This window comes from Actinoplanes sp. NPDC049598 (assembly GCF_040675435.1).
GTDB lineage: Bacteria > Actinomycetota > Actinomycetes > Mycobacteriales > Micromonosporaceae > Actinoplanes.
The window spans coordinates 390,530-402,405 of sequence record NZ_JBFAOX010000001.1 but is presented as its reverse complement, the minus strand read 5'-3'; the positions used below and the strand labels follow the sequence as shown (position 1 = coordinate 402,405).

13 protein-coding genes are annotated in these 11,876 nt (G+C 70.8%); 8 read left to right on the top strand and 5 right to left on the bottom strand.

The window, feature by feature from the left end:
* Positions 1–11: 11 nt before the first annotated feature.
* Positions 12–1,604, bottom strand: coding sequence for a methyl-accepting chemotaxis protein (locus AB0J66_RS01995; protein WP_364654867.1), 1,593 nt, complete (start codon positions 1,602–1,604; stop codon positions 12–14).
* Between the two features lie 56 nt (positions 1,605–1,660).
* On the opposite strand from AB0J66_RS01995, the gene AB0J66_RS01990 reads away from it, so the two are divergent.
* Both AB0J66_RS01990 and AB0J66_RS01985 read left to right on the top strand, forming a co-directional pair.
* Positions 1,661–2,068, top strand: coding sequence for a hypothetical protein (locus AB0J66_RS01990; protein ID WP_364654866.1), 408 nt, complete (start codon positions 1,661–1,663; stop codon positions 2,066–2,068).
* A 10-nt stretch (positions 2,069–2,078) separates the two neighbouring features.
* Positions 2,079–2,672 carry a TetR family transcriptional regulator gene (locus AB0J66_RS01985; protein WP_364654865.1) on the top strand — a complete coding sequence of 198 codons (594 nt, stop codon included), beginning with the start codon at positions 2,079–2,081 and terminating at the stop codon, positions 2,670–2,672.
* On the opposite strand, the gene AB0J66_RS01980 is transcribed toward AB0J66_RS01985, so the two are convergent.
* Entirely contained in the window at positions 2,617–3,399 is a 783-nt protein-coding gene (locus AB0J66_RS01980; protein ID WP_364654864.1) for an alpha/beta hydrolase, read from the bottom strand. The two genes, AB0J66_RS01985 and AB0J66_RS01980, sit on opposite strands and share 56 nt — an antisense overlap.
* A 143-nt stretch (positions 3,400–3,542) precedes the next feature.
* Between AB0J66_RS01980 and AB0J66_RS01975 the strand changes: the two genes are divergently transcribed.
* A complete protein-coding gene (locus AB0J66_RS01975) occupies positions 3,543–4,049 on the top strand; it encodes a peptidoglycan-binding domain-containing protein (protein ID WP_364654863.1) in 507 nt (168 codons plus the stop codon).
* On the opposite strand, the gene AB0J66_RS01970 is transcribed toward AB0J66_RS01975, so the two are convergent.
* Complete coding sequence (locus tag AB0J66_RS01970) at positions 4,042–4,587, bottom strand: GtrA family protein (protein WP_364654862.1); 546 nt, start codon at positions 4,585–4,587, stop codon at positions 4,042–4,044. The genes AB0J66_RS01975 and AB0J66_RS01970 overlap by 8 nt on opposite strands.
* Positions 4,588–4,713: 126 nt before the next feature.
* Between AB0J66_RS01970 and AB0J66_RS01965 the strand changes: the two genes are divergently transcribed.
* From AB0J66_RS01965 to AB0J66_RS01945, 5 genes are all read left to right on the top strand, one after another.
* The gene (locus tag AB0J66_RS01965) at positions 4,714–5,694 is read left to right on the top strand and encodes an efflux RND transporter periplasmic adaptor subunit (protein WP_364654860.1); all 981 of its coding nucleotides are present in this window, start codon (positions 4,714–4,716) and stop codon (positions 5,692–5,694) included.
* Entirely contained in the window at positions 5,691–6,371 is a 681-nt protein-coding gene (locus AB0J66_RS01960; RefSeq protein WP_364654858.1) for an ABC transporter ATP-binding protein, read from the top strand. The genes AB0J66_RS01965 and AB0J66_RS01960 overlap by 4 nt, the downstream gene beginning before the upstream one ends.
* The gene (locus AB0J66_RS01955) at positions 6,368–7,642 is read left to right on the top strand and encodes an ABC transporter permease (protein ID WP_364654857.1); all 1,275 of its coding nucleotides are present in this window, start codon (positions 6,368–6,370) and stop codon (positions 7,640–7,642) included. Before AB0J66_RS01960 ends, AB0J66_RS01955 begins: the two co-directional genes overlap by 4 nt.
* A 5-nt stretch (positions 7,643–7,647) precedes the next feature.
* Entirely contained in the window at positions 7,648–8,553 is a 906-nt protein-coding gene (locus tag AB0J66_RS01950; protein ID WP_364654856.1) for a M48 family metalloprotease, read from the top strand.
* 246 nt (positions 8,554–8,799) lie between these two features.
* Positions 8,800–9,156, top strand: a complete 357-nt coding sequence (locus AB0J66_RS01945) for a hypothetical protein (protein WP_364654854.1) — start codon at positions 8,800–8,802, stop codon at positions 9,154–9,156.
* Positions 9,157–9,180: 24 nt separating this feature from the next.
* On the opposite strand, the gene AB0J66_RS01940 is transcribed toward AB0J66_RS01945, so the two are convergent.
* Positions 9,181–10,299, bottom strand: coding sequence for an acyltransferase (locus tag AB0J66_RS01940; RefSeq protein ID WP_364654852.1), 1,119 nt, complete (start codon positions 10,297–10,299; stop codon positions 9,181–9,183).
* A gap of 78 nt (positions 10,300–10,377) precedes the next feature.
* On the bottom strand, positions 10,378–11,757 hold the full coding sequence (locus AB0J66_RS01935) for a M28 family peptidase (RefSeq protein WP_364654850.1): 1,380 nt from the start codon (positions 11,755–11,757) through the stop codon (positions 10,378–10,380).
* Positions 11,758–11,876 lie beyond the last annotated feature (119 nt).

Below are 11,876 nucleotides of genomic sequence, written 5' to 3'. Positions count from 1 at the left end.
GGGAATCTGACTCAATACCGGAAGCGGGACACGAGCGCGCTCAGGTCGGTCGACATCGTGGCCAGCTCGGCCGTCGCCTCGCGGGAGCGGGCGATGCCGTCGGTGGTGCGCCGGGCCGCCGCGGCCACGCCGGTGATGTTCTCGGCGATCTGGCCGGTCCCCGAGGCGGCCTCGGAGACGCTGCGGTTCATCTCGGCCGTGGTCGCCGTCTGCTCCTCCACGGCCGAGGCGATCGTGGTCTGGAAGTCGCTGATCCGGGCGATGACCCGGCTGATCTCCTCGATCGCGACGACCGCGCCGCCGGTGTCGGCCTGGATCGTCTCGACCCGGGCCGAGATGTTCTCGGTGGCCCGGCCGGTCTCCTGGGCCAGATCCTTCACCTCGGAGGCGACCACGGCGAAGCCCTTGCCGGCCTCGCCGGCCCGCGCCGCCTCGATGGTCGCGTTCAGGGCCAGCAGGTTGGTCTGGGCGGCGATCGAGGTGATCACCTTGATCACGTCACCGATCTCGGCCGACGACTCGCCGAGCTTGGTCATGGTCTGCGACGTGCTGGCGGCCAGCCCGACCGCCTCGTTGGCGACCTGGGCCGCCTCGGCCGCGTTCTGCGAGATCTCCCGGATGGCCGCGCCCATCTCGTCGCTGCCGGCGCTGACCGCGTCCACGCTGCGCGAGATCTGCTCGGCGGCGGCCGACACGGTCTCGGCCTGGGCCGTGGACTCGTCGGCCGAGACGGCGATCTCGCCCGAGGCCTGCGACATCCGGTCCGAGGCGCTGCCCAGCGCGGTGGCCGACGAGCTGATGGTCATCACGGTCTCGCGCAGCCGGGTCATGGCGACGTCGAGCGAGCGCCCCATCTGGCCCGGCTCGTCGTTCGAGTTCAGACCGGCCGTACGGGTCAGGTCGCCCTCGGCCAGCCCGTCGCACACGTACTTGACCCGGGCCATCGACCGGACGATCTGCCGGGCCACGAACCAGCCCATGCCCAGGGCGATCACCGACCCGACGATCAGCAGCGCGATGGTGATGGTCCGGCTCACGCTGTAGTCGGAGCGGGCACCCTCGGCGTTCGTCCTGGCGTCGGCGTTCTCGGCCGTCCGCATCCGGTCGAGGTCGCCCGAGACCTCCTTCATCAGCGGCAGGACCTCGCTGTCGCGCACCTGCTGCCACGCGTCGAGGTCGTTCCTCAGCCCGGCCGGCAGGAGCTTGTCCTCGACCATCGCCCTGTAGGCGGCGAAGTCGTCGCCCAGCTCGGCCACCTCGGCCTCGGGCACGGCCGGGCCGCTGGTCCGGTACGCCTCGAGGGCGTCGGTCAGCGCCTCGAAGTCGGCCGCGAACGCGTCGCTGTACTGCTTCTTCTGCGCCGCGGTGTCGGAGAGCATGTGATTGGTGGTGTCCAGCCGTGACTGGGCCAGCGCGCTGCGGATCTCGCCGACGTAGTTCACGCCGGAGACGTTGCTGGTGTAGATCTGCTCGGCCGAGGCGCTGGCGTTGCCGAGCCCGATCAGACTGCCGACGCCGACCACCACGGCCAGCACGATGGCGACACAAACGGCGCCCAAGATCTTCGTCTTGACGCTCAGATCCGCGAGCACAGCACCGGCCATGGGACAAAAGCTAGCGATCCAGCGGCGCGAACGGAACGAAACGTGAAACTTAGGGCATGACGACCCGTACGGCCGAGCCTCCGATCCTGAGCCGGCGACAGGTCAACGTCGTCTTCGTGGCGATCCTGCTCGGCATGCTGCTGGCCGGGATCGGCCTGTCCATGCAGGTGCTGACCATCGCCGTGCTCGGCTTCCTGATCGCGTGGCTGCTCAAGGAGGTGCCGCTGCGCGACAGCGCCAAGGCGGCCGCGACCGAGGTCGCCGCGCCCCAGCCGGACGATCGGGTGGCCCAGCTGGAACGGGCGATCGGCGACACCATCCGCGACCGGGCGAAGGGCGCCTGGCGTAACTGGATCGACGCCCACCTCGACGACATCACCGTGGCCGGCCCCGACGACCGCGAACCGATGGATCAGGCCCGGCAGAACGTGGCCCGCCGCCTGGCGGCCGAGGAGCCCCGTTAGGCTCTTCGGGGTGGAAACAGCGCCCCGGCGGCGGGACGCCGCCCGCACCCGGCAGCTGCTGCTCGACGTGGCCAAGAAACGTTTCGCCCGCGACGGCTACGCGGCCACCACGGTCCGCGACCTCGCCGACGAGGCCGGCGTCAACGTCGCGCTGATCAGCCGCTACTTCACCTCGAAAGAGGGCTTGTTCGAGGCCTGCCTGGCCGACGCGGTCACCGACCTGCGCCGCGACTCCGGCGTCACCCTCGACGACATCCCGGCCAACATCGCCCGCCGCATCACCGACACCCGCAGCACCAGCGAGTCCATGCTGCTGCTCCTGCGCACCTCCGGCGACGAACGGGCCGAGGAGATGCGCCGCGGCGTCATCCAGGCCATCAGCGAACGCCTGGCCGAGGCCACCGGCTCGTCCTCGCCGGACGCCCTGCTGCGCGCCCAGCTCCTGCTGGCCACCTCGATGGGCATGGTCGTGCTGCGCAATTCGGTCCGCGTCGAGCCCCTCACCGCGGCCGGCCCCGACGAGCTCATCCCACCCCTGACCGACCTGGTCACCGCCCTGCTGGGCCCCTCATCCGCCGCAGCCAGTCCGCCACCAGCGGATTGACCACCTCGGGCCGCTCCAGCGGCGCGTTGTGCCCCGCCGCGTCGAGCACCGTGAAGGTCGCCCGCGGATAGTCCTCCAGCGCCCGCCACTGGTCCCGGTAGCCGACGATGTCGTCCTGCCGCCCGGTCACGATCAGCGTCGGCCCTTCGTACCTCCGCGCCGCCGCATGCACCACGTAGTCCGCCTCGATCCGCGCCGCCGCCGCCCGGTCCGTCGCGTAGATCCCCGGCAACACGAACTGCCGGAACTTCCGCCAGTCCTCGGCCGACTCGACCACCGACATCTCGCGGTAGAGCGCCCGCTCCTCCTCGGTCAGACCAGCAACAACCTCAGGATCCTCGTGCAGTACGCGCCGCGGCGGCACCTCCCGCGCGGCCCGGTCCCCCACAATCGCCGGGCACAGCAGACACAACCCGAGGACCTGCTCCGCCCGCCGCGCCACGATCCCCCGCGCGAGCATCCCACCCCACGAGTTCCCCACGAGCGCGAACGGCCGCTCCCCCAGCTCCGCCTCGACGAACCGGTCAATCTCGGCCACCACGTCGTCGCTGCCCCGGATGTCCTCCCGCCCCGGCGTCCGCCCGAACCCCGGCAGATCGAGGTAGATCCGCTCCCACCCCGGCTCCCCCTCGAACACCTCCTCCAGCGGCAGCAGAATCCGGTGATCCACCTCGAACCCATGCAGCATCAGCACCGGCGTCCCACGCCCACGACGTTCCACAAACATCCGAAGATCCTAAAGTCCCCCGCATGTATCTCGTGTCCCGCCGGCTCGAGGGCAACCCCTCCACCAAGCGCGGACCGGTAACTCCTTCGGGTGCATGACCGGGGTGACGTGAACCCGGTCGGCGCGGGGCGAGTGATGGGGGCATGCGAATGACATGGAAGAACCGGATCGGGATGGCGCTGGCGGCGGCGGTGGTCGGCGTGGGCGGGTTCGCTTCGGCTGCGCGCGCCGACACCGGGGTGGACGCGGCCAGCAGTTACCGGATCACGCTGGAGATGAGCGAGTGCGACGTCATGTACGTCGGCGTCCAGGGCACCTGCATCACCAGCCTGCAGACCTGGCTGAACTGGTCGATCGCCGCCGGTCTGACCGTCGACGGCTACTACGGCGACGAAACCCTGGCGGCGGTCGAGCAGTTCCAGCGGACCTACGACCTCGAGCCGGACGGGCGCTTCGGCTCGGCCGAGCGGGAAGCCCTGGCCGGCTGGTTCGTCCGGGCCGGGGGCGGTGACGGCCAGGCGCCCTGCGACATCAGCACCGGCAACAACTGCGACAAGGGCGAGGCCGTCCCCGGTTTCAACGGCGGCGACGCGCAGAGCGTGTTCTGTGAGTTCGCGGGCGGGCTCGCCTGCGACATCATCCTCAACTAGTCTCGGCGTCCGATCGCCGCTCGTTCGTCCCGGTCCCGTGCTTCACCACGGTGCTGCGGGGGCCCGGGCCGGCCGGGCGGCGGGGCCGGCCGTCGGCGTGGGGGAACACGAAGCGCTTGAAGGCCCACAGCCGGAAGACCATGGCGATCAGCGTGCCCACGATGATGCCGCTGACGAAGTCGGCCAGCTCCTGCATCGGGCGGCTGACATCCGGCACCCGCAACAGCAGCACGTAGCGGGAGAAGCCCAGCGGCAGCACGTTCAGGACGATGCCGACGGCGCTGACCGCGAAGAACAACGCCGCCTCGTGCCGCCGCTCGCGCCCGCCGCGGCGGCGGAAGGACCATTCGCGGTTCAGGACGTACGACAGGATCGTGCTCAGCACCGTGGCGAAGGCCAGCGCGGTCACCGGCTTCTCGTGCAGCACGGTCAGCTTGAGCGCGTAGTTGATCGCCGTCGTCGCCAGGAAGCAGATCCCGCCGACGACGAGGAACTTCGCCGCCTCATGGTGTTTGTGCCACAGTCCCCTCAACCACATTCGCCGAATCCTAGACCAGGGTCGCGGGCGCTCATCGTGGTCGATTGATCACGCACTTGCGCGCTGCCTGTAGGGTTCGCCGCGCCGGGCGGGAACGTGCCCGGCCGGGCCGGTGGAGGGACTCGGGTGAACAAACGCGGGCTGGCGTTCGGGGTGGCGCTGGCGGCCACGCTGTCGGGCTGTACGGGCGACGAGCAGGCCGCGCAGACTCCCGGGCTGGAGGAGCGGGGCACGGTGGTGACCACCGTGAAGCCGACCCGGCAGGACCTGTCGAACCAGATCAGCCTGACCGGCAAGGTGACCATCAATCCGATCTTCGGCATCGTCGCGCCGACCAGGGGCGAGATCCGGTACGTGCAGCGCCGGCCGAACAAGACGCCGGCCGCGCAGCCGCTGTGGGTGGCCACCGTGTGGGACGACGGGACACCGCGGCGGATCAACATCCCGGAGGGCTCGATGCTGGCCGGGCGGCTCATGGACGACCGGGCCGAGGTCAGCGCGGGCATGCCGATCATCTCGGCCCGGCACGGCGGCTACGGCATCGTGGCCGACATCGACAGCGCCCAGGCCTACCGCCTCACCGGCGCCGCCAGGACGGTCAAGGGCCAGATCAAGAACGGCCCAGGACCATTCAGCTGTACGCCTTTGGGCACGATCGCCGCGCTGCCGGCCGGCACGATTCCCGAGCCCCCGGCGCCGACCACCACGGCTCCCACTCCCCCGGCGTCGGGCGCGCCCCTGCCACCCGTACAGCAACCGGAGACCACCGAGCAGAACCCGCCGCAGGGGTCCGAGCCCACCGGCCTGCAGTTGATCTGTGCCCCGCCCGCCGGCGTCAAGCTGATCAACGGAGCCGAGGTGACGCTGTCCGTGGTGACCGACCGGGCCAGCAAGGCGATGGTGCTGCCGGTCGAGGCCGTCGCCGGCGCGCAGGGCCGCGGCAAGGTCGACGTGCTGACCCCGGAGCGCACTCGTAAGACGGTCGACGTGGTGCTCGGCCTCTCCGACGGCAAGGTCGTGCAGATCAAGTCGGGGCTGCGCGGCGACGAGGAGATCGCCGTGCCGGGCCCGGACCTGCCCGCCGCCCCGCCCGGGGCGCCGAAATGATCGAGCTGACCGGCATCACGAAGGTGCTCAAGGGCCAGGCCGAGCCGCGGACGATCCTCGACGGCGTCGACCTGTCCGTGCGGGCCGGCGAGAGTGTCGCCATCGTCGGGCGCTCCGGCTCGGGCAAGAGCACGCTGCTCAGCGTGGTCGGCCTGTTCGACCGGCCCGACTCCGGCCGCTATCTGCTGGCCGGGCAGGACATCAGCCGGGTGCCGGAGCGCCGGGCGGCCAAGCTGCGCAGCTCCCACTTCGGTTTCGTGTTCCAGCGTTTCTTCCTGCTCAAGCATCTGACGGCCGCCCAGAACGTGGCCATGGCCCTGGTCAACGGTCAGGGCTGGCTGCCGCGGCGGGACCGCCGGGCCCGGGTGATGCAGGCGCTCGACCAGGTCGGCATCGCCCACCTGGCGAAGAACCGGCCGGCCAAGATGTCCGGTGGCGAGCAGCAGCGGGTGGCGATCGCGCGCGCCCTCGTCCGGGACCCGAAGGTTCTGCTCGCCGACGAGCCGACCGGGGCGCTGGACACCGAGACGGGCACGCTGGTGATCGACGCGCTGCTCGGGGCGACGCAGCGGGGATGCGCGCTGATCCTGGTGACGCACGACCGGGATCACGCGGCCCGGATGGGGCGCATCCACGACCTCGTCAATGGGGTTCTGACCGAACGGGTGCCCGCGTGAGGCGTTTCTCGGGCCGGTTCCGGTCCTCCCTGATCATCGGTCTGCAGGGCATCCGGGCCCGCAAGCTGCGCACCCTGCTGTCGATGGTGAGCCTGTTCCTGGGGGTGCTGGCGGTCGTGGTGGTCCAGGCCGGCGCGAGCATCGCCGAGCGGGCCGCGCTGGCCGACCTCGAGGTGACCTTCGGCTACGACGGCACCCGGGTGATCAGCATGGGTCCCGAGCAGAAGTCGGTCGACGCCGTGCTGGCCTCGGTGAAGGACCGCTCCGACGCGGTGGCGGCGATCGGTGTGCAGGGCATCATCGGCGAGCCCGGGGTGCGCCCGGTCAACGAGGGCGGCTCGCCGATCGGCGAGAGCTGGGGCGGCCAGATCTGCTTCGCCGACGGTCACTGCGAGGAACCGAGCGGGCCCAAGGGCGCCGCCGTGGAGGTACGGCTGACCGCGCTGACCGGTGACATCCGGCAGTTCCGCCCGTTCCGCACGGTGTCGGGCACTTGGCTCGACTTCGGCACGGTGCCGTCGCTGGCGCCGCGGCTGGTGCTCAACGAGGAGGCGGCCAAGGGTTTCCAGCAGTACAGCGTGCCGGCCGAGATGCGGGTCCAGGGCGCCACGGCCAACCTCACGCCCCGCTTCGTCGGCGTCGTCGACGACGGCAACCCCCAGCCCAGGGCCTATGTACGGGCGGACGAGCTGGCCACCTGGCTGCCGACCGGGAATCTGGTCGACCCGAACACCGCCGGCGAGGTCACCGTGCTGCTGGCCCCCGGCTCACCCGTCGAGCAGGTGCTCGTCGCCAAGCTCAAGGCCCTGGGCCAGGAGACGTACGTCGACACGGTCAACAACCGCAAGGAGCAGGAGGACCAGCTGCGCCTGATGCGGTTGATCTTCTTCTCGATGGCCGGCCTGGTCCTGCTGATCGGCGTGGCCGGCATCCTCAACGTCGGCCTGGCCACCGTCGGCGAGCGGGTCGAGGAGTTCGCCCTGCGCCGCGCCGTCGGCACCCCACGCTCGCTGCTGGCCGGCATCGTCCTGGCCGAGACCCTGCTGACCGGCCTGCTCACCGCGGCCGCCGCGATCGGCGCCAGCGCCCTGGCCCTCAAGGCCGTGGCCACCTTCGCCGGCGGGGCCCACCCCATCCTGGAGAACGTCGAGTTCCCCTGGCAGGCCGGCGTGGCCGGCATCATCGCGGGCCTGGTCGCCGGCATCCTCGGCGGCTTCATCCCCGCCCTGCGCGCCGCCGGCATCCCCATCGCGACAGTCATGCGCGCCTGACCATAATGACCGCCGCGACAACGACGGTCCAAAATGGATGTCCTCGGTGCGGCACCACGCTCACCACGGCGCCCGAGCAAGCACCGTGGTGCGCCGCCTTCGAGTGGAATCTCGACAACTTCCCACCCGACGAGCACGCCAACTGGATCTGGAACCGGATCGACCGCGCCAACCGGCGGACCGGCTTCGCCTCGGACCGGCTGCTGACCCTGTCCACTGACCCGGAACCCTTGCGCCCCACCCCGGATGTCGTGCTGTTCACGCTCGGGTGGGACGCCTTCGTCACCGTCACCGGGCCACGCCCGCGCCGGGTCCTGGTGCTCGGTGCCCAGCTGCTGCTGGCCCTGCGGGCCGAGGAGGTGGTCGCGCTGCTCGGGCACGAGCTGGGCCACCTGGCGTACGCCGACAACCGCCGCCTGCTGCTCACGATGCCGGCCCGCCTCACCTTCGGGCGTCTCTCCGAGCTGCTCCGCCCGCCGCGCGTCTCCGCCCAGGAGCTCGGCCCCAGCCCCGAGCTGATTTGGCTGACCCTCTGGCAACTCACCGCCGGCACCACCCCCGCCCTTCGCATGATCGACACCTTGGCGACGCTCCCCCTGCTCCCCGGGTACGTGCAGCATCACGTCCCCAAGGGTGATGCCGCCACCACCCGGCGCCGCATGCTCCGCGCGGTCCAGGACCGCGAGCCGGCCACCGCCCCAGCCCGCCGCCAGCTGTCGATCCGCACCCAGGCCTCCCTGTTCGCCTCCCACCCGGCGCCCGGCCGCCGCCACGAATGGCTCGACGGCCGTCCGCACCGAGAGGCAGCCGTCGTCGTGACCGAAACCGAGTCCGACCTGCTGGAGCGCGAGGTCACCCCGTACGCCGAGGCCCTTCACCGCACCATGCTCAAACAGATCGTCCACGACTAGAGGCCACCATTCGTCCTTGGCGATGGCTGTTTTTGAGGAGGTTGCACCACGGGCTCTGAGGTCAAGCTCCGCGTCCGATCTGGATCGGGTGGCACATGAGGCAGCCGTCACGGCCGGCGGCCGTCAATGGGTCACCGGCGCGGTGGGCAGCTCCCATCTGACCTTGCGCTCTCTGGAACCGTGGCGGGAAAGGATCGGCGACGATGACCCCCTCGTTCGGCTTATGCCGTCGCCTTCGATGCCGCCGTGGAGGGGATAGGCCCACTGACGTTCACGGTCGTCGGCCTGACGCTGACGCCCGGATCGGTGATGGCGTGTGCGGTTCCTGCCGACGACGGGCCCGACCGGCTTGCCGACGCGTACGGGAAGGCGCTGGGCGCGGACGGCTGGCACGAGAACGAGTTCGACCGAGAGTTCTGGTACCTCAATCTGGTGCACTTCGCCGAGGTGGTCCGAGATCCGGATCGGCTCATCGCGTGGGTGGCCGACCGTCGCGACCGCGAGATCAGCACGGTGGTCGTCAACGAGGTGCAGCTCGCCCGGTGGTGGTTCTCCGGCGAGGGCATGCGGCCGTGCCCGGTCGCGGCAACGAGTCTGGCCTGAACCCTCATTGACCCCGGCTGACTACTACAGGCGGGGGCGAGGACTTGTGGTGGCGTAGTGCGGGACCGGGTCGTTCCAACGGCGGGAGAGGCTTGGAACCGTTGCGCGGCCGGCAGGTTTCGCTGGGGTGGGGTGGGGCCACGGCAGGAAGCGGAGCGTGCGCTTGGCGGCCAGGTCCTCGACCCAGCCGAAGAGCAGGACCGCGTTGGTGAGCAGGGCCAGGGCGATGACGCAGTAGCTGAGCTCCTCGCCGGTCTGGCCGAGGATCCAGGTGCTGAGGGCGTCGCCGATCGGGAAGCAGAGGGCGATCGCCACGTTGTTCCACAGGTAGATGGTGACGGCGCGGGCGTTGATGAGGGTGACCCAGTTGTCCAGGCCGCGCCGGCGGGTCAGCCAGGCCATGTCGGGCTGCCAGCGCAGCAGTGCGAGCACGAAGCCGATCTGGTAGATGCCGTAGGCGACCGGCATGTCCTGCAGGGCCCCGTGCCGGTGCGCCCAGAACAGGGCACCGCCCACGCAGACGACCGCCAGTGAGGCCACGAGCCCGGCGCTGACCTTGCGGAGCGTACCGTCGCGGTGGGCGAAGCCCAGGATCCAGCAGCCGGCGTACGTCAGGAGGTCCGTCCCGACGTCCTGGAAGTTGGGGTTGGCCGGCCAGGCCGGCCAGATCGTCAGCGCGAGCAGCAGGGCGAGCGGCGCCACGATCGTGACCAGCCAGGCGCGGCGGTAGAGCCACAGCAGCACCGGTGACAGGGCCACCAGCCACAGGTAGGTGACCAGGTACCAGATGACCTCCTGCGCCTGCAGGCCCACGTCGCTGCTCGGCGGCGACACGAACGGCACCACCCAGGCGGTCAGGTGCCACAGCGCCGGCCGTTCGTCCCAGCCCAGCAGGAGCATCGCCGGAACGACAAAAAGGCCGAGGACCCAGTACGCCGGCAGCAGCCGCCGTATCCGGCCGAAGATCACGTTGTACCGGGAGGAACCGCGAGCCAGCGAGTTCGCCATCAGCGAGCCGGCCAGTGCGAACATCACGCCCATGGACGGGAAGACGAGCTCCAGAACGGCGAACGGGAACATGTGGTAGACCGACACGCGAATGATTGCCAGCACTCGCAGTGAATCGAAATAGCGGTCGCGCACGAGCCCTCCCCCACAGCACACGATGAGAGCGTCACGCTATGAAGCGATCTTTTTCGTGTGCTGTGGGCGGGCTGTCAGCTATCCCAGCGCGGTGGCGTACGCGGCCGAGCCGATCAGCTCGAGGGACACCTGAAGCCGCTCGAGGCTGATGTTCTTGGCGATGGTGTCCTCGGGGCTGTGGTAAGGCGGTTCGAGCAGCGCCGGCGACTCCTCACCGCGCCAGGAGAAGTTGGCCGCGGCGATGCCGACCTCCTGGAACGACTGGTGGTCACTGGAGCCACGCAACGTCACCGGGGAGATGCGCGGGGCGTAACCGAGGCGCTCGGCGGCCGCGGCCACCTCGTCGGTCGCCCGGTTGGCCAGGCCGGTGTACGACAGCAGCCAGTACCGGGTGGCCGGATCCCAGCTCGTGGCGACCATGTCGTTCTGGTAGACCGCCAGGATCCGGTCCCGCTCGGCCTGCGGCAGCTGCGCCACGTAGTAGCGCGAGCCGATCAGCCCCTGCTCCTCCGAACCCCACAACGCGAACCGCAGCCGCGCCTTGGTCGGCAGGTTCCGCAGGACCTGGGCCAGTTCGAGGTTCAGTACGGTGCCCGAGCCGTCGTCGTTCGCGCCGGGCGCGCCGATGACCGTGTCGTAGTGGGCGCTGACCATGACGACCGGCTCGGTGCCGGTGGGGCGGCGGCGCGGGGCGTCCGCGATGACGTTGTGCGAGGTGAGGTTGCGGTGGGCTCGCGTGGTGAGGGTCAGCACGAGCCGACGCTTGGCCAGCAGCGCCCGCAGGCGGTGCTTCTGGGCCTGGGCGACGCCGACCACCGGGATGGCGACCGGGGCGGCCAGCACCGGGCTGAAGGCCGAAGCCCGGCGCGGCTCGACCAGGTCGACCGGCAGGAAGATGACGGCCGCGGCCCCCTTGGCGACCGCGGTGGCGACCTGCGCGTCGCGGTCGGCCGCGACGTAGTCGATCAGGACGATCTTGCCGGTGACGTCGGCCGGGTAGCTGTCGGCGGCGCCCGCGCCGACGTCGACCACCGTGCCCCGCACCCGGGTGTCCAGGCCGCCGTTGGCCGAGGCGCCGGCCTGCCAGTTCAGGTCGCGCGGGAGACCACTGGGCGAGTCGAGCTGGGCCAGGAACTTGTCGGCGACCGGGAACGGCTGCAGCGTCACGTCGTAGCCGAGCCGGTCCAGCACCCGGGCGATGTAGTCGGCGGCGATCTTCTCGGAGCGGGTGCCGCCGATGCGCGGGCCCATGTCGACCGAGAGCACCTTCAGGTGTTGCAGGGCCCGCTCGGCCGACACGCGCCGGGCGACCTGGAGGTCGTGGCCGGTCAGGGCCGGCGGGCGGGCCGCGCCGGGCCGCTGGCCGGTGACGGCCCAGGCGGGGGCCGGCAGGGCCACGGTGGCCGCGCCGCCGAGCGCGACGGTCAGCATCCGGCGGCGGGTAACCGATCTGTCCATGGGTCTCCTCCTCGTCGGGCGAGGACGGCGGCGTCGTGGGCCATCGTTCCCCGTTCTGGAGAACCTAGGGGCTATATCAGCGATCTTCAATAGCTACAGGAAACCCTCAGGTTGCCCAC